Source organism: Myxococcus sp. MISCRS1, assembly GCF_026626605.1.
Taxonomy (GTDB): domain Bacteria; phylum Myxococcota; class Myxococcia; order Myxococcales; family Myxococcaceae; genus Myxococcus; species Myxococcus fulvus.
The window spans coordinates 2,803,541-2,824,554 of the sequence record NZ_JAPNKB010000001.1 but is presented as its reverse complement, the minus strand read 5'-3'; the positions used below and the strand labels follow the sequence as shown (position 1 = coordinate 2,824,554).

Here is a 21,014-nt window from a genome sequence, read left to right as displayed (position 1 = left end):
AAGAGGGCGGCGCGAGGAGCCAGCGAGTCATGTCGGGCCCGGGCGTGTGTGATGCTCCCGCGCGACCTCATCGTAAGGGAGCCGGTGCGAGGAGCCTGCGAGTCATGTCGGGCTTCGGCGTGAGTGAGGCGCGCCCGCGACCTCATCGTGAAGAGGGCGGCGCGAGGAGCCGGCGAGGCATGTGGGCTCCGGCGTGTGTGACGCTCCCGCGCTGCCTCATCGTGGAGGGGTCGGCGAAAGGCGCCTGGGCCCGTGAGGGCTCCGGCATGAGTGAGGCGCCCTCGCGACCTCCTCGTGAAGAGGGCGGCGCGAGGAGCCGGCGAGTCATGTTGGGCTTCGGCGTGAGTGAGGCGCCCTCGCGACCCCATCGTAAGGGAGCCGGCGCGAGGAGCCGGGCCGCATGTGCGACCCTGGCGTGCGCAGCTCCATCCGACCTCCATCGCGGCAGCTCAGGACCCAGGCGCGAGCAGGGTGATGTGCAACCTGCGCAGGTGCGCATGCTCGCTGATGACGTTGAACGCGGCGACGCGGTCTCCCGCGATGTCGACTTCGAGGACCAGCCGCAGCCGCCCCCGTGGAGCGACGACGATGCCGGGCTTGCCGTCGATGAGCGCGACCCGGGCGAAGCGCGCCCGGCCCGTGTTGGTGAGGGTCTCCTCGGCCACGCGGCGGGCACCGCGTACCTCGGCTGGTGTCGTGGGCCGCAGCGCTCCCGCGTCCGCACGCCGGACGACGTCGGGGGCCAGCACCGCGAGGAGCGCGTCCAGGTCACCGGCGCGCGAGGCGGCGAGGAACGCCTCGATGACCTGACGGTGATGGTCGAGCTCCGCTGGGGAGCCCAGCGGTCTGCCTCGCACGCGGTGCCGGGCACGGCTCGCCAGCTTCTTCGCGGCGACGGGCGAGCGCTCCACGATGGTGGCGATGTCCTCGAAGGGCAGGCTGAACAGGTCATGCAGCACGAAGGCGATGCGCTCGGCGGGGCCCAACGTCTCGAGCACCACCAGGAGCGCGAGCCCCACGGACTCGGCTCGCACCGCCTCGTCCTCCAGGCTCGGCGTCTCGCCCTGGGCGAAGGACTCCTCGAGCAGCTCCGTGTCTGCCGGTGTCTCGCCTCGGTGCTGGCGAGCGCGCAACATCTCCAGACAGACGCGACTGAGGACCGTGGTCCACCATCCATCGGGATTGGCGATGGCGCGCGTGTCGGCCCGGCTGGCGCGCAGCCAGCACTCCTGCACGGCGTCATCCGCCTCCTCCGCGGTGCCGAGCATGCGGAAGGCCACCGCGCGCAGACGACTCCGGGCGCGCTCGAAGGTCGCGGAAAATTCAGCGGAAATTCCCACCGGTCACCTTTCGAGGTCGTGGTTCATCAACACGGTGGAAGCGATGAACGACACGAACGCGACGAGGAGCCGAATATGCCGACGCTGATGGTCCGATACAAGGTGAAGGAGGAAGGTGTTCCCGAGGTGCTGGCCGCGGTCCAGGCAGCCTTCGCGGCCATCGAGGCGAAGCGACCGCCGGGCCTGCGGTTCGAGTACTTCCACCAGCCCGAGGGCCACGAGTTCTTCGGGCTGCTGGAACTGGAGGAGGGCGCCGAGAACCCCCTGCTCGGCATCCCCGAAGCCCGTGCCCTGCAGGCCACCGTGGCGCGACATGCCCTCGGAGGCGCCCCGACGCCTCAGCCCTGGGTGAAGCTCGGCTCCCACGGCTTCGCGCGCTGAGGCCGAGGCGCGCTCAGCGTTCCCGATAGAGGGCTTCCATGTTGTTGCCATCGGGGTCCAAGACGAAGGCCGCGTCGTAGCCCGAGGGATAGCCCTGGGCGGTGTCGCGCAGCCCCGGCGGGCCGTTGTCGATGCCGCCCGCTTGCACGGCCGCCGCATGGAAGGCGTCCACCTCCGCGCGACTGCGCGCCGCGAAGGCGGTGTGCTGTCGCACGCCGTGCGGGTGGAGGCGGTCGATCCAGAAGATGGGATACGTGATGCCGTAGCCCACGCCGACGGTCTGCCCGTCCTCCGCGAGCTGTTCGGCCCGCCGCAGGCCGAGCGCGCGACATCCGCGACGCCCATTCCCGTGGGGTCAATCACGCTGTGTCCCTCCAGGGTTCGAGCGGGCGGGAGGCTCGCCACGAACGGAAGCTTCCTGAAGCCCTGTCCCCACACGAGCCCGGGTTTCTCGAGCATGCGAGGGGCCTCCGGCGGGGGCACGCACGGACGCGACGGCGCGCGCGTTCGGAGGCATGATGGACGAGCGCCGTCGACCTCGCGGAGGACGCACGCGCGCCAGGAGCCACGGGCGGTGGCTGGGGGAGCGCGGGAATGTCGGAGTCGGTCGAGCTGAGGTGCCTCCGGTGTGGTGCGCCGGATGCGGGGAACGTGGCGCGATGTGTGTGCGGCGCCAGCCTCCGGGTCGATGTGGTGTTGCGGGACGCGGTGGTGGACGAACGGGCGCGCTTCGCGCTCGCCCGGTCCATCTCGCAGCTGGGCCCGCCTGCTCCCTCGTTCTCCGAGGCTCGAAGCCTGCTCGCCAGGGCGGGCGCGCCCATGGCCCACGGTGTCTTCCGCGCCTTCGCGGAGAAGCTCCTGACGGTGCTTCGCGCCCAGGGCGCCCGCGCGGAGCTGCGCCCCTTCGTGGAGGTGGCGGTCCTCTCCGAGGAGCCCGCGAGGGGCGGTCGCCGCGCGCTCCTCGGCGTGCTGCTCCTGGTCGCCGTCGCGGTGGGCGTGTGGGTGGCCCGCTCCCCACGCTTCGCGCAGGCGCGCTCGGAGGTCCTGTCCCTCGCCTCGGGTGAAGCGCCTCCGGGCGACAAGGCCCCTGGGCCCGTGGCCCTCTCCACCGCGGAGATCTCCCGCCGCGCGGGGCCGAGCACCCTGACCCTGCGGTGTGGGAGCAAGACGGGCTCCGGCTTCTTCGTGGAGCCGGAGCTGGTGCTGACCAACGAGCACGTGGTGTGCCCGCCGGGCAAGATGATGACGGCGGTGCTCGCGGATGGGCGCGAGCTGCTCGGCGAGACGGTGGCCAGCGACGTGGACCTGGACCTCGCCACCGTCCGGGTCGTGGGCGCGAAGGCCGCGCCGCTGCCGCTGGGCGACGTCACGCGCCTGGAGCCGGGAGACCCGCTCGTCTTCATCGGCAGCCCCCAGGGGCTGGACTTCACCGTGCACGAGGGGAAGGTGGGCTACGTGGGCCGCCATTACCTGGGGACGGGCTACGTGCAGTTCAACGCCTCGGTGAACCCGGGCAACAGCGGTGGGCCGCTGCTGAACGGACAGGGCGAGGTGGTGGGCGTCGTCTCGATGAAGATCGAGAACTCGGATGGCCTGGGGCTGGCGCTGCCCATCGCCTACGCGAGCAAGCTCGTCCCGGTGCCCACCACGCCCGAGTCCACGGAGCGCTGGAAGGCGCTGCTCGAGCGCGTGGCTCGCGACGAGGCGCGCGAGGCGCAACGCTTCCAGATGGACACCGAGCAGCAGGTGCTCCTCTCCGTGCAGCGGGTCGACGGGCTGGGGCTCGTGGTGCTGGTGCTCGAGCGGTTCGACTCGCCGCCCACGTCGCTCAAGCGCCGCATGGAGCTGGAGGCGGAGGGGAAGACGTGCACGTTGGACCTGGAGTTCGAGGACTGGCGGCCGCTGAGCCAGTCCCTGGCGGCGCAGGAGGACTCGCGGCGGCTGCGCTGGTTCCTCTCGAAGGGGCTCACCCGGGGCATCCACGTCGGAGGCGCGCGGCTGCCCGTGGAGACGTGCGCGCTGCCCGCGACGGGCACGGCGTCACTGAAGGCGGGGCAGGGCAGCGGTGAGAACCTGGAGCGCATCGAGGTGTCGCTCAAGGACGTGCGGGACGCCCGCGACACGTGGAACCGCAACCCCACGGGCATCCAGCGCTGGGAGCGCGAGCGCTTCAAGCAGCGACTGGTGGGGACGCAGTCGCGCGAGGAGGAGGAGCGGTGGCGCACGTCCTTCGGCAAGGCCCGGGCGCGCGTCGCCCGCTTCGAGGAGGAGCGCACGCGCCTGCGGCAGGACGAGGCCTCGGGCAAGCCCGTGGCCCGGCGCCAGCAGGAGGTGGAGGCGGAGCTGAAGCTGGCGAGCCAGCAGCTCTCCGAGCTGGAGCGCTACGCCACCGAGAAGAACGTGCCCGCGGAATGGCGGCGGTAGCGCGCCGCTCCGCGCGGGGGGCCGCGGAAACCTGACACAGGGCTGTCGGCGCCGAGGACCATGAATACGGTGACTCCGACACATCGACGTGTCGGCCATTCCAGGAGGTGGAGCGTGGAGAGTCCCGTGGAGGTGGTGGAGGCGTACTTCGAGGCCTGGACGACGAAGGACGAGGCGAAGCTGCGTGGGACGCTCGCCTCCGAGGTGCGCTTCGTCGGCGCGCTCGGCACGGCGCAGGGTGCCGAGGCCTGTGTGAAGGGGCTCGTCAACGGCATGTGGAAGGTGTCCCCCCGCATGCGCGTGCTGCACCGCTTCGTGGACGGCCCGGAGGTGCTGACCTGGTTCGAGATTCATCCGTACGACGGAGCGCCCACGCCCGTGGCCAACTGGTGCCACGTGGAGGAGGGACGCATCACCCACATCCGCGTCACGTTCGATCCACGCTCGATTCTCGAGAAGCGTTGACGCGAAGGTCTGGCGGGATGGGAATTCCCGGTGGCTGTCTTCCGGGGCCCTGGGAGGCCATGGTCTGCGGGAACCCATCCATGGGATAAGGGCCCTGCTTCCCACAGACCATGGCCACGACCTCTTCCGTCTCCGGTGTCCTGCGCGGTTATGTCTTGCCCGCGCTCCTGCTGTTCGCCCTTCCCGTGTTCGGGCTCTGGTTCACGGGCTACGCCAGCAACTGGTTCGACGAGCGCATCCGCTCCGCCATCTCGCAGCAGGTGATGCAGGACCGGGAGCTCGACGAGGTCCAGCGCAAGGAGGTGTTGGAGGCGTACAGCACCTTCTCCGCGGTGGAGGCGTGCATGAGCACGGACGAGGAGCGGGCGGGGTTTCGCGCGAGCTTTGGTGACGGGTGCACGGACGCGATGCAGTTCGGCTGGGCGTACCGCGGGGCGTTGGGGTTGGTGTTGTTGGGGCTCGCCTCCGCGTTGATTGCGCTGATGTGCGGGCTGGCGGCGTTCATCTCCCGGCCCATCCAGTACCTGAGCTTCGTGGTGGGCTGGAACCTGCTGCGCATCGCGACCGCGCTCCAGGTCATCGGCCAGGGGGCGCTGGCGGTGTGGCTGTCGTACTGGGTGACGGCGGTGCTGACGCAGCGCTACTCGGTGAAGCTCATCCTGGCGGTGGGGCTGATGGCGGCGGGTGCGGCGTTCCTGGTGGTGGTGGCCATCTTCAAGCGTCCGCCGATGGACTTCGAGGTGGAGGCGGAGGTCGTCGAGGAGTCGAAGGCGCCGGAGCTCTGGGCGCACGTGCGCAAGCTGTGTCAGCGGCTGCAGACGCCGCCGCCGGACCACCTGCTGGCGGGAATCGACGCGAACTTCTTCGTCACCGAGGGCGACATCCGCGTGGGAGAGCGGACGCTGCGGGGGCGCACGCTGTTCGTGAGCCTGTCGCTGCTGCGGCAGCTGGAGCGGCGCGAGGCGGAGGCGGTGCTGGCGCACGAGATGGGGCACCTGCTGGGCGGCGACACGGGACATGGCAAGCGGTTGGCGCCGATGCTGGCGCGGTTCGGCCAGTACCTGGAGGCGCTCCACGAGGGTGGGCTGACCCGGCCGGTCTACTACTTCATGCTGTCCTATCGGGGGCTGTTCGAGCTGTCGTTGGGGCGCAGCCGGCGCGCCAGTGAGTTCGCGGCGGACCGGCTCGCGGCGAGCGTCACCTCGGGGCGGGACGTGGCGCACTCGCTGGTGAAGGTGGTCGCGTACGCCAACTTCCGGGACCGCGTGGAGGCGGCGCTGTTCAACCGTGACGAGCAGCACCAGAGCGTGGCCATCGCGCAGCGGGTGGCGCATGGCTTCGCGGAGTACGCGCAGTCGGAGGCGCTGCAGGGCGATTTGAATGGCTCGGTGACGCCGCACCCGTTCGATTCGCACCCGCCGCTGTCGGCGCGGCTGGAGAACGTGGGCGTGAAGCTGTCGCCGGAGGACATGGGGCAGATGCTGGTGGAGCCGGTGACGTCCTCGTGGGCGGAGGCGTTCGAGGACGCGGACGGCATCGAGGCGCGGCTGTGGCGCGCGTACGAGTCGCGCTTCTCGAAGGCGCATGACGTGGCGCTGGCGTACCGGTACGCGCCGTCCAACGACGAGGAGCGGGAGCACGTGGAGCGGTACTTCCCGCCGATGACGTTCGAGGCGAAGGAGGAGGGCCACGAGGTCCGGCTGAGCTTCGCGGAGGTGTACTGCGAGGAGTGGGCGGCGCCGGTGCACCTGGACGAGGTGACAACGGCGACCACCGAGGACCGCATGTTCAAGAAGTACCTGGACCTGCTCCTGAACGGGACGGGGGCCACGCAGGGCAAGGTGTCCATCTGCTTGAACAAGCTGAAGGACTCGGAGGCCCTGCTCGCCGCGTTCGGTCACTACCTGGGCCGCCACCGCGCCAGCAAGGACCACCAACAGAGCGCCGAGCGCGACGCGGCGTGAGGTCCCAGGGCGCCCGCCGTCGCGGCGCCAGGGTGTCAGTTCCGGAGAGGGATTTTCGTCCCATCGCGGCCTCGATGTCCGCAGGCCGCGATGCGGGGGCTCGAAGCTCGTGAACCTGGGGGCTCCTCCACCTTCGCATCGCGGCGACTTCAGCGCGGAGGACGGCCGAGCTGCTGGCGCAGGTGCCCCTCCTCCACCAGCCCCCAGCGCTCGACCAACCTCCCCTCGGGGGAGAAGCGCAGCAGGTCCAGCAGCGTGTAGCTCACCGGCAGCCCTGTCGCGGCGAAGCCCATGAAAGGCCCCCGGTGGGTGGCCCGGGCGGTGATTCGACAGGCGACCTTGTCCCCCTCGGCGACCAGGTCCTCGAGCTCGAAGCGGATGTCCGGGAACGCGGCCCGCAGGCCGGCGAAGCCCTGCTTGATGCCCTCGCGCCCCGGCATCATGTCCGGGTCCGGATGGTGGTCGACGGCGTCCTGCTGGATGACGTCATCGACGACGTCGAAGTCGCCGGAGTGGATGGCCTCTTCGAGTCGGCGATAGAGCCTGCGCGCGGCGTCCTTGGTGGAGAGGGTCATGGGCTGAGGATGGGCACGTCTCCGCCGCGCGCCTTGAACGAATCGGACATCGGCCGCGTGGCATGCTCCGTCCGATGACCCCTCCATTCCGCATCGAGTGTGGCCCCTGTGTCCTGCGCCCCTGGCGGCGCGGGGACGAGGCCTCCCTGGTCCATCACGCCAACGACCGCGAGGTGTGGCGCAACCTCCGCGACCGGTTTCCCCACCCCTACACCGCCCAGGACGCGGCGGGCTGGGTGGGCTACGCGGGCGCGGTGTCCCCGCCTCGTGACTTCGCCATCGAGGTGGCCGGCGAGGCCGTGGGCTCCATGGGGATGATTCCCGGCACCGACATCGAGCGCCATTCCGCGGAGGTGGGGTACTGGCTCGGCCGCTCGCTGTGGGGGCGGGGCATCGTCAGCGCGGGCCTCGACGCCTTCTGCGGCTGGACCTTCGCGAACACGGACCTCCTTCGGCTCTTCGCGCTGCCCTTCGCCGACAACGCGGCGTCCTGTCGGGTGCTGGAGAAGGCGGGCTTCCAGCGCGAGGGCGTGCTGCGGCGCAGCGCCGTCAAGGACGGCGTCGTGCACGACCAGGCGCTCTATGCACGCCTGCGTCCCTCAGGGCCTTGAGCCACCGTGCGAGGCAGGGGGAATGGCATACGTCCCCACCGCGTGGGCCACGGGCTCCGGCAGGCCCTCCGAGTACAGCGACACCTCGCCCACCGCGAGGCTCCGCCCCACCTTGAGCAACGTGCACACGCCGATGATGCGGCGGTCCGCGGAGGGCTTGCGCATGAAGTTGAAGCTCAGGCTCGTCGTCACGGCGAGCGGGACGAGGCCAATCTCGCCCAGCAGGGCCACGTAGAGCGCCACGTCCGCGGTGGCCATCAGCACCGGGCCGGACACCGTGCCGCCGGGCCGAAGCTCACCGGGGCCCACCTCGTGCGCGACGGTGGCGCTCCGGTGGCCCACCTCCAGGATTCGCACGCGCGTCTGGGGGAATTCGGCGGTGATGAAGTCCGACAGCTCACGCAGGGTCGCCATGTCGCGAGTGTGAGCGAAACCCGCGCGCGTGAGTAGCGGTGCTGACGTGGCCGCACGGCGCGTGGCGCACGGGGCCTTATGCTTGGCCCATGTTCGACGAATTCCTGCGCCGCTGGTCCCTGACACCGGAGGGCGAGCCCATCGTCACCCCGGGTGCGCGGCTGCTCCCGGTGCGCTGGCGGCAAACGCCCGCGATGCTCAAGCTCGCGCTGGACGCGGAGGAGCAACACGGCGCCCGGGTGATGACGTGGTGGGCGGGAGACGGCGCCGCGCGCGTGTTCGCGGCGGAGGGCCACGCGCTGCTGCTGGAGCGCGCGGAGGGCGCCCGTTCACTCACCCAGATGGCGCGGGGTGGCGAGGATGACGAGGCGTGCCGCATCCTCTGCGCGGTCGCGGACAGGCTGCATGCGCCTCGTTCGACGCCGCCTCCGGAGGACCTGGTTCCGCTGCCGCGCTGGTTCGAACCCCTGGCGCTCGCCGCTGCCACGCACGGGGGTGTGTTCACCCGCTCGGCCCAGGCCGCGCGCGAGGTGCTCGCGACGCCGGCGCCATCCGTCGTGCTGCATGGCGACCTGCACCACGACAACGTCCTGGACTTCGGCGCACGAGGCTGGCTGGCCGTCGACCCGAAGCGGCTGCTGGGTGCGCGAGGCTTCGACTTCGCCAACATCTTCACCAACCCGGACATGGCCAACCCCGAGCTGCCCCTGGCGGTCCTCCCGGAGGTCTTCCAGCGCCGCGTCCAGGGGGTGTCCGAGGCCTCGGGGATGGAGCGCGGGCTGTTGCTGCGCTGGGTGCTCGCGTGGACGGGGCTGTCCGCGGCCTGGCTGGTGGAGGAGGGAGCGGACGCGACCGTGGACCTGCGCGTCGCGGCGCTGGCGGCGGCCGCGCTGGGGCGTTGACGGCGTGGTATGTCATTGCGCCATGAACCTCTCACGGTGGTTGTTGGCGGGCATGGGCATGGCGGTCCTGGCGTCCGGCTGCGGCGGGCGTCGCAGCCACCCCAAGGTGGACTTCGCCCAGATGGGGCCGTCCCTGAACGCGAAGCGCTACGCGAACCTGGAGAAGCTCGCGGCGAAGGACCTCAAGTGCGCCGAGGAGCTGACGCCCACCTACCTCGGGGAGAACCAGTACCAGATGTCCGGCTGCAACGCGGAGGGCGTCTACGAGCTGCGCTGCCGCGTCGGGCAGTGCGGCTGGGTTCCCGACGTGCGGGCCCGCGCGGAGTTCGACCTGGGCTGTCCGCGCTCGCAGCTGAGCGCCACGAGAATCGACGACGCCACCGCGGGCGTCACGGGCTGTGGCAAGCGCGCCACCTACAGGGCCCTGGGAAGGACATACGGCGTCAACTGGGTGTTGAACTCGGCGGTGACCGAGGACTCGAGCCCCGCCGCGGACACCGCGGGCGCCGCCGCGCCGCTCTGATTCACAGCGCCGCCCAGGACCGCTCGGCCCTGGCGACGACGTTGTCCTCGTCGAACTGCGCGGTGAAGTACCCCAGCCAGCGCGCCCGCTCGGACGCGTCGCCGCCTTCGCCCAGGAGCAGGTCGCTCAGCTCCAGCAGGTCGACGACGATTCGCTCGTGGCGACAGGCGCACAGCCGCCGCCGGTCCACCGGGACGTCCCCGTAGCCGGCCATGAACGCGGCCACCTCCTCGTCGCGGGTGCCAATCCCTCCCACACCCGCGCCGATGAACATGAGGTCCACCTCCCGGGGCCCTCGCGTCGCGGAGTCCCAGTCGACGACGGTGAGCGCGTCATCGCCCACGAGCAGGTTCCCCGCGTGCAGGTCCGCGTGGCACGGCACGGCCTGCTCCGCGGAGCCGCGGACGCTCCCCGCGAGCACGGCCGCGCGCTGGAGCACCGTCGCGATGCGGCCCGCGTTTCGGGTCCACGCGTCGACCAGCGGCGCCGTGGCCGCCGTGGTGAGCGCACCGCGGAGCATCGCCTCGTGCCGGGCCCGCGCGGCCTCGAGCGGCGGGGCGTCCGGCTCCGGGAGCGCCGCGTGCAGCTCCGGCGGCAGGCGCGCCTCGTGGACGCGCCGCAGGGCCTGGCCCAGGCGCTGCCAGTGCTCGGTGGTGGGCGGCCGCTCGAAGCCGCTCGGCGCGTCGATGAAGGGGTAGAGCGTCCAGCCCACGTCCTCGGCGCGCGGCGCGAGCTCCCCGCTCAGCGAGGACATCGGGGCGGACACCTCCCGCACGCCTTCCCGATGGTGGAGATGCCACGCCAGTCGGAGCCGCGCGTCCGACCACCTCCGCCGCAGCTTGAGGAGCCAGGGCGCGCCCCGCCGGGTGGTGACCTTCAGCACCCGCGCGTCCGAATCCAGGCCCGCCGTGAGCGGCTCGAGCGCCGAGATTTCCAGGCCGTGGTGCTCGTGGAGCACCCGGGCGCAGCGTTCCTCGTCGGGCCAGGCGGTCATCGGATGAGTGTCGCAAAGCCCCGCGAGCCGCCGTGGCCTCATCGCAACCAGTGTTCATCAGCACGCCCGTGGACAGGGGAGGGGACCGCCCGCGCGCGGACTTTTCCAGCCCGCCTGGACGCCCTGGGAGCACTGTTGGAAGGGCCCGAAGAGACCGAAGCCCCCACCCCACCCCGGAGGAAGAGATGAACACGCCCGTCGTCCACAAGAGCTTCCCCCCTCGAGCGCATGTACCCCGCCAACGCCGCGCGCGTCTTCAATGAGGGCACCCGCGAGCTGCCGATGCGCTGGCCCGCGAGCTCGGGCAGCACGACTGATTTGACGTGGCGTTCAGGTCACCGGGCCTCGAGCCCGACCTCGCTCGGCCCGAGTCATGACTCCAGGTCAGGAACACGCGTGGCCTTTCGCGGCGCCTTGTTGCCTGCCCGCCAAATACTGCTCATGCGCAATCACATCCAATCGGAGGTCGAGAGTCAGTTGTAGCTTGCGAGGCTACAGCGCTGGAACTGCTCCAGAATGGCTCGGTTCGAGCCCTCCGGGATGGCTCGCCGGACCCACCTGGAGAGTCCCGTCCACGGGGGCTTGTCAGAGGGGCGTTGCATGGTGTCGCCCTCGAGGGTGGCGACCGGGTGCTCGCGGGAAATCTCAGGGGGTCCTGAGGAAGAAAAGGGCCCTCGTGCGTTCAGGGTGGCGCGGAATTCATGCGTGAATTTCTCGCAACGAGGACTCCCTGATTCCTTCGGAAGATTCGCCCAATCCGCTGTCACTGGAAGATCTGAAAGCATGATTTGAATCCGAATAGGACATGCTACTGTGTGTTTGGGGAACACGCGCTTCATCAGGGGCTGAAGTCGATGGATACAGGGGGCCAGGAGTTGCAAGGCATTGCCTTGATTGGCATGGCAGGGCGCTTTCCGGGGGCAGAGAGCGCTCTTCAACTGTGGGAGAATCTCATCGGTGGTGTCGACTCCATCTCGCGGTTTCGCGATGAGGAGTTGTTGGCCGCGGGCGTGCCGGCGGAGGTGTTGCGCAATCCGGCCTACGTGCGCGCCAAGGGCGTCATCGCGGACGCGGACTGCTTCGACGCGGGCTTCTTCGACTTCAGCCCGAGGGAGGCGCAGCTGCTGGACCCGCAGCAGCGGGTGTTCCTGGAGAGTGCGTGGGCCGCGTTCGAGGACGCGGGCTATGACCCGACCCGTCTGACGGGGATGCCGGTGGGCGTCTTCGGTGGGGTGGGGCTCAACAGCTACCTCTATACGCACCTGGCGCGTCCTGGCGTGCCGGTGCCGCTCGAGGAGTTCTTCGCGGCCTTCATCTCCAACGACAAGGACTTCCTGTCCACGCGGGTCTCCTACAAGTTGAACCTGCGGGGTCCGAGCCTCACGGTGCAGACGGCGTGCTCCACGTCGCTGGTGGCCGTGCACCTGGCGTGTCAGAGCCTGTTGAGCTTCGAGTCGGACATGGCGCTCGCGGGCGGGGCGGCCGTCACGCTGCCCTTGCGCACCGGCTACCTGCACAACCCGAACTTCATCCTGTCCAAGGACGGCGCCACGCGGACGTTCGACGCGCGGGCGGGCGGCACCGTCTTCAGCCATGGCGTGGGCTGTGTGGTGCTCAAGCGGCTGGAGGACGCCGTGCGGGACGGCGACGCCATCTACGCGGTCATCAAGGGCAGCGCCGTCAACAACGATGGCGCCTCGAAGGTGGGCTACACCGCGCCGAGCGTGGACTCGCAGGCGGAGGTGATTCGCACCGCGTACACGCTGGCGGACGTGGACCCCGCGAGCGTGGCGTACGTGGAGGCGCACGGCACCGCCACGCCCATGGGAGACCCCATCGAGGTCGCCGCGCTGACGCGGGCCTTCGCCTCGGAGGGGCCCCGAGAGACGCCGTTCCTGTTGGGCTCGGTGAAGTCGAACCTGGGCCACACCGACGCGGCGGCGGGGGTCGCCGGGTTGATGAAGGTGGCGCTCTCGCTGCGCCACGGCGCCATCCCTCCGTCGCTGCACTTCGAGAAGCCCAACCCGCACCTGGACCTGGAGTCGGGCAACTTCCGCGTCGTCACCCAGCCCACGCCCTGGCCCGAGCTGGGCGCGCCCCGGCGCGCCGGCGTGAGCGCGTTCGGCATCGGCGGCACCAACGCCCACGTGGTGCTGGAGGAGGCTCCGGCCCAGGAGTCCATGCCGGCGAGCCAGGGCGAGCAGTTGCTGGTGTTGTCCGCGCGGACGCCCGAGGCGCTGGAGCGCGCCCGGCTGCGGCTGGCCGAGCACCTGCGCCGGGAGCCCTCGGTGGACCTGGGGGACGTGGCCTTCACGCTGGCGATGGGGCGCAAGCTCCTGCCATACCGCGCCTCGCTGGTCGCGGCGGACGTGGCCCAGGCGGCCGGGGCGCTGGAGGCGAGGCTCCCGGTGGAGCCGGTGGCGGCCCGACAGACGCCGGTGGCGTTCCTGTTCCCGGGGCAGGGCTCGCAGTACGCGTCCATGGGGCGCGGGTTGTACGAGACGGAGCCGGAGTACCGCGACACGGTGGACCGTTGCGCGGCGCTGCTCCGGCCGCACCTGGGGCTGGATCTGCGCGAGGTGCTCCACGCGGAGGCCAGCGACGCGGCGACGGAGCGGCTGGCGCGCACGGAGCTGACGCAGCCCTCGCTCTTCGTCGTCGAGTACGCGCTGGCGCGGCTGCTCATGTCCCGGGGCGTGGAGCCCTCGGCGATGCTCGGCCACAGCGTGGGGGAGTGGGTGGCCGCGTGCCTCGCGGGCGTCTTCCCGCTGGAGGACGGGCTGCGGCTCATCGCGCTGCGCGGCAAGCTGATGCAGGCGTTGCCGCCGGGGAAGATGCTCTCGGTGCCGCTGCCTCGCGAGGAGGTGCGGAGCCTGCTGAACGAGCGGCTGTCGCTGGCCGCGGTGAACGGCCCGGCCTCCTGCGTGGTGGCGGGTCATCCCGAGGCGGTGGACGCGCTGGCGGCGACGCTGTCGGGCCGGGGTGTCCAGGCGCGCGCGCTGCGCACCTCGCACGCGTTCCACTCGTACATGGTGGATGACGCGCTGGCGGCGTTCCGCCGGGTGGTGGAGCAGGTGACGCTGTCCGCGCCGCGCATCCCGTTCGTCTCCAACCTCACCGGGCGCTTCATCACCCCCGCGGAGGCCACGTCACCCGACTACTGGGTGCGCCACATGCGCGAGGCGGTGGAGTTCGCCCGGGGCGTGGGCACGCTCTTGCGCGAGGAGCGCGTGTTGCTGGAGGTGGGGCCGGGCAACGGGCTCGGCGCGCTGGCGCGGATGCTCCCCGAGAAGGGCGCCACGGCCACCATCCTGTCGACGATGCGCCACCCGAAGGCCGCGGCCCATGACGGCCGGGTGCTGCTGGAGACGCTGGGGCGGCTGTGGGAGGCCGGTGGCGCGCTGGACCTCGCGGCCCTGTGGCGCGAGGCGCCTCGTCGCCGCGTCCACCTGCCGACCTATCCCTTCGAGCGTCAGCGCCACTGGGTGGAGGCTCCCACGGAGGCGCCCGTCGCCGCCGCGCGCGATGCGCACGAGGGCCTGTTCCACGTCACCACGTGGGCCCCGCTGCCGCGTCCGTCGCCGCGCGCTCGCGTCGAGGGGGAGCGGTGGCTCTGGTTCCTGGACGACTCGGAGCTGGCGCGGGAGGCGCTCGCGAAGCTGGGCGTCGCGGCGGCCCTCGTCACGCGCGTGGAGTCGGGGGACGTGTTCGAGCGGCGGGAGGACGGGCTCTATCGCCTGCGCCCCGGCAGCCGCGAGGACCACCAGCGATTGGTGGAGGCGCTGGCGAAGGAAGGCCGGCTCCCGGACCGCGTGGTGCATGCCTGGAGCGTGACGGGGCCCTCGGAGGTCTCCCTCACGCCCTCGACGCTGGGACCCGCGCAGGAGCGGGGGCTCTACAGCCTGTTGTGGCTGGCGCAGGCGCTCGGTGAGCGTGGCGGTGGACGGCCCGTGGCGCTGGTGGCCGTGGCCGACGGTGTCCACGCGGTGGTGGAGGGTGAGCGCGAGCGGCCGGAGAAGGCGACGCTGCTGGGCGCGTGCCGGGGCATCTCGCTGGAGGTGCCGGGGCTGACGTGCCGGCTGGTGGATGTGGCCGCGACGCCCTCGGAGGGCCTGGCGCGGGCGCTCGTGGACGAGCTCTCCGCCGAGGAGACGGCGGGCGTGGTGGCCCTGCGTGGAGCGCAGCGCTGGGGGCCGCGCGTCTCGCCCGTGGCGTTGCCGGCGACGGAGGCCTCCGGAGCGGAGTCGCCGCTCCCCGGGCGCACGTGGCTCATCACCGGTGGGCTCGGCGGCATGGGGCTCGTCTTCGCGGAGCACCTGGCGCGCACGCGGCAGGCCCGGTTGGTGCTGCTGGGGCGCTCGGTGCCCCGGCGGGACTCGGGGGAGCTCCACGGTGAGGACCGGGAGCGGCTGGAGAAGCTCGAGGCCCTGGAGCGGCTGGGGGCCGAGGTGCTGCCCCTGGCGGTGGACGTGGGCGACGAGGCCCAGCTCGCCTCGGCGCTGGCGAGGGCCCGGGAGTGCTTCGGTCGCATCGAGGGCGTCCTCCACGCGGCGGGCGTGCCGGGAGGTGGCGCGCTCCAGCTCCAGACGCGCGAGCAGGTGGAGGCCGTGTTCCGGCCGAAGGTGCTTGGGGCGCTGCACCTGGGGCGGCTGTTGGCGGCGGACCCTCCGGACACCTTCGTCCTGTGCTCCTCCGTGACGAGCCTGCGGGGCGAGCCGGGGCAGGTGGCCTACGCGGCCGCGAACGCCTTCCTGGATGGCTACGCCCACCTGCTGCGCTCGACGGGGCTGCGCGCCGTGTCCGTCGGCTGGGACACGTGGGGCGAGGCGGGCATGGCCGTGGCGGCGCTGCGTGGCGCGGGCGCCCGTTCGACGCGGGGCCTGCTGCCGGGGCACCCGCTGCTGGGCATGCGCCGCGTGGAGGGTGAGGACCTCGTCTACACGCAGGTGATGGCGCCCGAGCTGCAGTGGGTGCTCGATGAGCACCGGGTGCTCGGTCAGCCGTTGATGCCCGGCACGGGCTACCTGGAGATGGTCGTCTCCGCGCTGACGGCGGAGCGGCCGGGCATGGCGGTGGAGCTGAGCGACGTCGTCTTCGTGACGCCGCTCACGGTGATGCCGGGAGAGCGCCGCGAGGTGCGGCTGGTGCTGAGTCCTTCGGGCGAGCGCCTTCGCTTCCGCGTCCAGAGCCGCCCCGCCTCTTCGCGCGAGGACGTGTGGCAGGAGCACGTGCTGGGCACCGCGCGCTGGACGGAGGGCGCCGCTCGGGCCCACCCGCTGGCGCAGGCGGAGTCTCGGTGCACCGATGCCCTGGAGTCCGCGCAGTCGCTGATGGGGGACGCCGACGAGCACCACATCTTCTTCGGCCCGCGCTGGACGACGGTGGACTCGCGGCTGTTCTTCGGCGGGCGGGAGCTGCTGGCGACCTTCTCCCTGTCGGAGGCGTACCGGGAGGAGCTGGGCGTCTACCGGTTCCACCCCGCGCTGCTCGACGTGGTGACGGGGTACTCGCGGCTCCTGGAGCTGCGCGAGAAGGGCACGGCGGGCGCGGCGGCCCAGGGGCTCTTCCTGCCGCTGACCTACCGTCGGCTGACCGTGCACGGGCCCGTCCCCGCGCGCGTGCGGGTGCACACGCGGTGGCGGCATGACACCGAGGACGCGGCGTCGCTGCGCGTGTTCGACATCACCCTGATGGACGAGCAGGGCGGGGTGGTGGTGGACGTGGAGGGCTTCACCCTCAAGCGGCTCGACGACATGCACCAGACGTTCTCCGCGCCGACGGCGGAGGGGACTCCGGGGGGCGCCACGCCCGGGCGCCTCACGCTGCCCGGCGCGCTGAGCAACCAGGAGGGCGTGGAGGCCCTCACGCGCATCCTCGCGGGCTTCGAGGGCGCGCACGTCTACGTGTCCCGCGCGCCCCTCCAGGCCCGCGCCGCCCAGCGCCCCGAGAGCACCGCCTCCCGGAAGCAGGGCGCGAAGGCGCCGCGTCCCGCGCAGCGCACGGCCTACGTGGCGCCGCGCGACGAGGTGGAGACGCAGGTGTGCGAGGCGCTGGCGGAGCTGTTGGGCGTGGAGGCCGTGGGCATCCACGACAACTTCTACGACCTGGGCCTCAACTCGCTCCTGATGGTGCAGCTGAGCGCGCGGCTGCGGGAGCGGCTCGACGTGCAGCTGTCGCTCAACGCGCTGTTGGAGCACTCCTCCGCGGCGCAGATTGGCGCGCAGGTGTCCGCCACCCGGCCCTCGTCGACCTCCGCTCCGGCGGCGCCGAGCGAGCCCGCGCTGCCCGCTGGCGTGGTGCGCTTGCAGCGGGGCGTGCCCGGACGCACGCCGCTGTTCTGCATCCACCCCGCGGGCGGCTCGGTGTTCGGCTTCCTGCCCCTGGTGCGGCACCTGGACAAGGAGCAGCCGGTGTACGGCATCCAGGCGCGCGGCGTGGAGGGCGAGGTGCCGCCCGACACCCGCATCGAGGACATGGCGCTGCACTACCTGGAGCTGGTGCGGGGCCTCCAGCCCGAGGGCCCCTACCTGTTCTGCGGCTCCTCCATGGGCGGCACCGTGGCCTTCGACATGGCCCGCAGGCTGACGGCGCTGGGCCAGCGCGTGGACCTCCTGGCGATGCTCGACACGCCCTCGGATGACGGGGGCACGGTGCGCCACTCGGAGCCGGTGACGGACGACTTCGTCCTCGACTACGTGAAGAAGCTCTCGCCGGAGATGTCCGACGCCTTCGTCCGGATGAACCAGGAGAACGGCGGCAGCTTCCTGCGCCTGTGGCGCGCGCACAACGAGGCCCTGCTGCGCTACGCGGCCCAGCCGGTCGACACCCGCATCCTCTACTTCCGGGCCAGTGTCCGGGACCACCTCATCCCCCACCATCCGGAGTACGGCTGGATTGGGAAGGCCCGAGGCGGCATCGAAATCCACGAGGTGGAAGGCAATCACCTCACCATGAGTCTGGAGCCTCACGTCGCGAGACTCGCCTCGCTGCTTCGCGAGCGCCTCGCGTCCTGAGCGTCCACAGCCTCCCGAATCCATTGCTCGCCGTCGGCGAGGAGAGCCGAGTCATGTCTCGAGACACCGAATCGATGTCCCTGGAGGAGAAGAAGCAGCTGCTGAAGCGCCTCTTGGCGCGACAGGACGCGGCCCCGCGGGTGGCGGCGGTGCAGGAGCCCTTCGCCCTCTCCTATGGCCAGGCCGCGCTGTTCCACCTGCACCAGTCCGACCCGGACAACCACGCGTACCACACGCTGTTCTCCTTCCGCGTGCACGGCCCGCTGGACGTGGAGGCCCTGCGCCGCGCGGCCGAGGCGCTGGTGGAGCGGCACGAGGTGCTGCGCACCACCTACGGCGTCAGCGATGACGGGCGGCTGCTCCAGCGCGTCCAGGAGAAGGGCACGCTCCCCTTCACCCTGAATGACTCGCGCGGCGTGTCCCCGGCGGAGGTGCGCCGCCGCCTCATCGAGGAGGTGCGCAAGCCCTTCGACTTGACGACGGGGCCGGTGGCCCGGCTGAGCGTCACCCGCGTGGACGGCGGCGAGCACCTGGTGGTCTTCACCCAGCACCACGTCTCCAACGACGCGCGGGCGCTGCAGGTGCTCCAGCGGGAGCTGCTCGAGCTCTACGGTCAGCTCGTCACCGGGGGCACGGCGAGCCTGCCGGCGCCTCGCGCGCAGTACCGCAAGTTCGTGGAGTGGGAGCAGGCGCTGCTCGGCGGTCCTCGGGGCGAGGTGCTGGAGCGCTACTGGACGGAGCGCCTCGCGGGCGCGCCTCCCGCGCTGGAGCTGCCCACGGACAAGCCCCGGCCCGCGGAGCAGGGCTGCCACGGTGACACCGTCATCCACGAGCTGGACCGGGGGCTGGTGCGCCGCGCGGAGGCCCGGGCGCGAGAGCAGGGCGTGACGCTGTACACCTTCCTGCTCGCGTGCTTCCACGTGCTGCTGTCGCGGCACACCGGCCAACGCGACGTGCTGGTGGGGACGCCCACCAACACGCTCATGTCCGCGGAGGACGCGGCGCTGCAGGAGGTCGTCGGCTACGCCGTCAACCCCGTGGTGGTGCGCTCCTCGGTGGACGAGGGGCTGGGCTTCGGCGCCTTCGCGCGCGAGCTGCAGAAGCGGGTGCTGGAGGCGCTGGAGCACCAGGCGTACCCGTTCCCGCAGCTGGTGGCGAAGCTGGGCGGGCCCCGGGACGCGTCGCGCCCGCCGGTCTTCCAGGTGATGTTCAACTACCTGCCGGTCAGCGACCGCGACCCGCTGGCGATGCTCGGCCTGTCCGTGGACGAGGGCCGCACGTTCCAGGTGCACGGGCTGACGGTGTCGCCGTACGTGCTGCCGCAGCAGGAGGCCCAGTTCGACGTGGGCATGGAGTGCCTGAAGCTGGGCGAGCGGCTGGTGCTGGCGCTGCACTACAACGCGGACCTCTTCCTGGCGCGGACCGCGCGCCGGCTGCTGGAGCGCTTCGAGTGCCTGCTGGCGGACGCGGTGGAGCGCCCGTCGGCCACGTGTGACGCGCTGGAGGTGGTGTCCGCGTCCGAGCGCGAGGAGCTGCTGCTGGGCTTGAACCCCCGGCCGATGGACTGGGTGGACGGGCCTTCCATGGTGGACCTGGTGGAGGAGCAGGTGCGCCGCACGCCGGACGCCGTGGCGCTGTCGGTGGGGGACACGCACCTGACGTACCGCGAGCTGAACGCGCGGGCCAACCGCCTGGCGCACTACCTGCGCGCGCACCATGGGGCCGGCCCGGACGTGCTGGTGGGGCTGATGGTGGACCGCACCGAGTGGCTGCTCATCGGCACGCTCGGCATCCTCAAGTCCGGCGCGGCCTACGTGCCCATCGACCCGGCGTACCCGGCCGAGCGCGTGCGCTACCTGCTGCAGGACAGCAGCAGCCGCGTCCTGCTCACCGAGCCGCAGCTCCTGGAGACGGCGCGCCAGGGCTCGCCCGCGGGGTGCGTGGACATCACCACCGCGCGGGGGGACTCGGACGAGGACGTGGCGCACCGTCCCGGCTGCGAGGACCTGGCGTACGTCATCTACACGTCCGGCTCCACGGGCCGGCCCAAGGGGACGCTCATCGAGCACCACAGCGCGGTGTCCTTCCTGCGCTGGTGCCAGACGGAGTTCCGCGCGACGGACTTCGACGTCACCTTCTTCGGCACGTCGTACTGCTTCGACCTGTCCATCTTCGAGATGTTCTACACGCTGTCGGTGGGGCGGCGGGTCCGCCTGCTGCGCAACAGCCTGCAGATCTCCGAGTACCTGGACAGCGAGTCGCGCATCCTCGTGAACACGGTGCCCTCCGTGGTGAAGGAGCTGCTCGCGGCGGGCGCGGACCTGGGCAACGTCACCGTGCTGAACATGGCGGGCGAGCCCATCCCGCAGAGCGTGATGTCCCAGCTGGAGGGCCTGCCCATCCAGGTGCGCAACCTGTACGGCCCCAGCGAGGACACGACGTACAGCACCTGCTACCGCTTCCCGGGCGACGACCCGAAGGTGCTCATCGGCAAGCCGCTGGCGAACACGCGCGTCTACATCCTCGACAAGGACCTGCGGCTGGTGCCCCGGGGCGTGCCCGGCGAGCTGTGCCTGTCGGGGGACGGCCTGGCGCGTGGGTACCTGGACCGGCCGGACCTGACGGCCGAGCGCTTCGTGCCGGACCCGTTCATGCCCGGTCGGCGCATGTACCGCACGGGTGACGTCGCGCAGTGGCGCGCGGATGGGAACCTCGACTACCTGGGCCGGCGCGATGACCAGGTGAAGCTCAACGGCTACCGCATCGAGCTGGGTGAAATCGAGGTGGCGCTGTCGAAGCACCCCGCCACGCGCGAGGTGCTGGTGCTGGCCAGGCCCGGGCCCTCGCGGGACATGGAGCTGGTGGCCTGGCTGGTGTGCTCCGAGAAGGTGGAGCCGCGCGAGCTGCGGGCGTTCCTGGAGCAGCGCCTGCCGCGCTTCATGGTGCCGGGGCACTTCGTGTTCCTGGACGCGTTCCCGCTCACGCCGAACGGGAAGATCGACAAGAAGGCGCTGGCGGCGCCGGTGGCCGCGGCCTCCCGGAGCGCGATGCCTCCCGTCGCGCCTCGCAGCGAGCTGGAGCGCGCGCTGCACGAGCTGTGGGGTCACGCGCTGCGCGGCGCGCACTTCGGCATCGACGACAACTTCTTCGACGTGGGCGGCAGCTCGCTGCACCTGACGCAGATCCACATGTCGTTGCAGCGGCGGCTGGGCCGGAAGATGCCGATGACGGAGCTGTACCGCTTTCCGACCATCCGCGCGCTGGCCGAGTACCTGGACCGGGGTCCCGAGAAGCAGGCCGAGCCGTCGAACGACGAGCGGGCCGAGCGCCTGCGCAAGCAGGAGCAGTTCTTCCGGGCGCGCAAGGCGCGTCGGAGCTGAGTCACCCCGAGGCACGGGCCGACGAGGC

14 protein-coding genes are annotated in these 21,014 nt (G+C 71.6%); 9 read left to right on the top strand and 5 right to left on the bottom strand.

Annotated elements, in window-relative coordinates; all coding sequences use genetic code 11:
- Positions 1-449: 449 nt before the first annotated feature.
- The gene (locus OWM54_RS10730; RefSeq protein WP_267697429.1) at positions 450-1,340 is read right to left on the bottom strand and encodes a sigma-70 family RNA polymerase sigma factor; all 891 of its coding nucleotides are present in this window, start codon (positions 1,338-1,340) and stop codon (positions 450-452) included.
- Positions 1,341-1,415: 75 nt separating this feature from the next.
- Here OWM54_RS10730 and OWM54_RS10725 point away from each other — a divergent pair, with 75 nt between their 5' ends.
- The gene (locus tag OWM54_RS10725; RefSeq protein WP_223748013.1) at positions 1,416-1,721 is read left to right on the top strand and encodes a hypothetical protein; all 306 of its coding nucleotides are present in this window, start codon (positions 1,416-1,418) and stop codon (positions 1,719-1,721) included.
- A gap of 13 nt (positions 1,722-1,734) precedes the next feature.
- Here the strand turns inward: OWM54_RS10725 and OWM54_RS10720 are convergent, their stop codons facing one another.
- Positions 1,735-1,992 (bottom strand): glyoxalase, encoded by a 258-nt coding sequence (locus OWM54_RS10720; protein ID WP_305070927.1) that lies wholly within the window; start codon positions 1,990-1,992, stop codon positions 1,735-1,737.
- A 323-nt stretch (positions 1,993-2,315) separates the two neighbouring features.
- On the opposite strand from OWM54_RS10720, the gene OWM54_RS10715 reads away from it, so the two are divergent.
- The 3 genes from OWM54_RS10715 to OWM54_RS10705 all read left to right on the top strand — a co-directional run bounded on the left by OWM54_RS10715 (position 2,316) and on the right by OWM54_RS10705 (position 6,574).
- A complete protein-coding gene (locus tag OWM54_RS10715; RefSeq protein ID WP_267697428.1) occupies positions 2,316-4,145 on the top strand; it encodes a S1C family serine protease in 1,830 nt (609 codons plus the stop codon).
- A 114-nt stretch (positions 4,146-4,259) separates the two neighbouring features.
- The gene (locus OWM54_RS10710) at positions 4,260-4,610 is read left to right on the top strand and encodes a nuclear transport factor 2 family protein (protein WP_267697427.1); all 351 of its coding nucleotides are present in this window, start codon (positions 4,260-4,262) and stop codon (positions 4,608-4,610) included.
- 110 nt (positions 4,611-4,720) lie between these two features.
- Positions 4,721-6,574 (top strand): M48 family metallopeptidase, encoded by a 1,854-nt coding sequence (locus OWM54_RS10705; protein WP_267697426.1) that lies wholly within the window; start codon positions 4,721-4,723, stop codon positions 6,572-6,574.
- A gap of 149 nt (positions 6,575-6,723) precedes the next feature.
- Here OWM54_RS10705 and OWM54_RS10700 read toward each other — a convergent pair whose 3' ends face one another.
- On the bottom strand, positions 6,724-7,149 hold the full coding sequence (locus OWM54_RS10700; protein ID WP_267697425.1) for an ester cyclase: 426 nt from the start codon (positions 7,147-7,149) through the stop codon (positions 6,724-6,726).
- A gap of 74 nt (positions 7,150-7,223) precedes the next feature.
- Between OWM54_RS10700 and OWM54_RS10695 the strand changes: the two genes are divergently transcribed.
- Positions 7,224-7,760 (top strand): GNAT family N-acetyltransferase, encoded by a 537-nt coding sequence (locus OWM54_RS10695; RefSeq protein WP_223748020.1) that lies wholly within the window; start codon positions 7,224-7,226, stop codon positions 7,758-7,760.
- On the opposite strand, the gene OWM54_RS10690 is transcribed toward OWM54_RS10695, so the two are convergent.
- Positions 7,749-8,174 (bottom strand): PaaI family thioesterase, encoded by a 426-nt coding sequence (locus OWM54_RS10690; protein WP_223748021.1) that lies wholly within the window; start codon positions 8,172-8,174, stop codon positions 7,749-7,751. The two genes, OWM54_RS10695 and OWM54_RS10690, sit on opposite strands and share 12 nt — an antisense overlap.
- 89 nt (positions 8,175-8,263) lie before the next feature.
- Between OWM54_RS10690 and OWM54_RS10685 the strand changes: the two genes are divergently transcribed.
- Complete coding sequence (locus OWM54_RS10685) at positions 8,264-9,076, top strand: aminoglycoside phosphotransferase family protein (RefSeq protein ID WP_267697424.1); 813 nt, start codon at positions 8,264-8,266, stop codon at positions 9,074-9,076.
- A gap of 22 nt (positions 9,077-9,098) precedes the next feature.
- Positions 9,099-9,599 carry a hypothetical protein gene (locus OWM54_RS10680; RefSeq protein ID WP_223784630.1) on the top strand — a complete coding sequence of 167 codons (501 nt, stop codon included), beginning with the start codon at positions 9,099-9,101 and terminating at the stop codon, positions 9,597-9,599.
- Position 9,600: 1 nt separating this feature from the next.
- Here the strand turns inward: OWM54_RS10680 and OWM54_RS10675 are convergent, their stop codons facing one another.
- The gene (locus OWM54_RS10675; protein ID WP_267697423.1) at positions 9,601-10,593 is read right to left on the bottom strand and encodes a phosphotransferase enzyme family protein; all 993 of its coding nucleotides are present in this window, start codon (positions 10,591-10,593) and stop codon (positions 9,601-9,603) included.
- 890 nt (positions 10,594-11,483) lie between these two features.
- Between OWM54_RS10675 and OWM54_RS10670 the strand changes: the two genes are divergently transcribed.
- Together OWM54_RS10670 and OWM54_RS10665 are read left to right on the top strand one after the other, a co-directional pair.
- Positions 11,484-17,606: a type I polyketide synthase gene (locus OWM54_RS10670; RefSeq protein WP_267697422.1), complete on the top strand. Its 6,123-nt coding sequence runs from the start codon at positions 11,484-11,486 to the stop codon at positions 17,604-17,606.
- A 53-nt stretch (positions 17,607-17,659) separates the two neighbouring features.
- Positions 17,660-20,986 carry a non-ribosomal peptide synthetase gene (locus OWM54_RS10665; RefSeq protein WP_267697421.1) on the top strand — a complete coding sequence of 1,109 codons (3,327 nt, stop codon included), beginning with the start codon at positions 17,660-17,662 and terminating at the stop codon, positions 20,984-20,986.
- The last annotated feature ends 28 nt before the right edge of the window (positions 20,987-21,014 follow it).

What these genes read in the sequence shown, in the direction of transcription:
- OWM54_RS10685 (WP_267697424.1), top strand. Translation starts at nt 8,264, where the DNA reads ATGTTCGACGAATTCCTGCGCCGCTGGTCCCTGACACCGGAGGGCGAG.
- OWM54_RS10700 (WP_267697425.1), bottom strand. Translation starts at nt 7,149, where the DNA reads ATGACCCTCTCCACCAAGGACGCCGCGCGCAGGCTCTATCGCCGACTC.
- OWM54_RS10705 (WP_267697426.1), top strand. Translation starts at nt 4,721, where the DNA reads ATGGCCACGACCTCTTCCGTCTCCGGTGTCCTGCGCGGTTATGTCTTG.
- OWM54_RS10675 (WP_267697423.1), bottom strand. Translation starts at nt 10,593, where the DNA reads ATGACCGCCTGGCCCGACGAGGAACGCTGCGCCCGGGTGCTCCACGAG.
- OWM54_RS10680 (WP_223784630.1), top strand. Translation starts at nt 9,099, where the DNA reads ATGAACCTCTCACGGTGGTTGTTGGCGGGCATGGGCATGGCGGTCCTG.
- OWM54_RS10665 (WP_267697421.1), top strand. Translation starts at nt 17,660, where the DNA reads ATGTCTCGAGACACCGAATCGATGTCCCTGGAGGAGAAGAAGCAGCTG.
- OWM54_RS10690 (WP_223748021.1), bottom strand. Translation starts at nt 8,174, where the DNA reads ATGGCGACCCTGCGTGAGCTGTCGGACTTCATCACCGCCGAATTCCCC.
- OWM54_RS10695 (WP_223748020.1), top strand. Translation starts at nt 7,224, where the DNA reads ATGACCCCTCCATTCCGCATCGAGTGTGGCCCCTGTGTCCTGCGCCCC.
- OWM54_RS10715 (WP_267697428.1), top strand. Translation starts at nt 2,316, where the DNA reads ATGTCGGAGTCGGTCGAGCTGAGGTGCCTCCGGTGTGGTGCGCCGGAT.
- OWM54_RS10725 (WP_223748013.1), top strand. Translation starts at nt 1,416, where the DNA reads ATGCCGACGCTGATGGTCCGATACAAGGTGAAGGAGGAAGGTGTTCCC.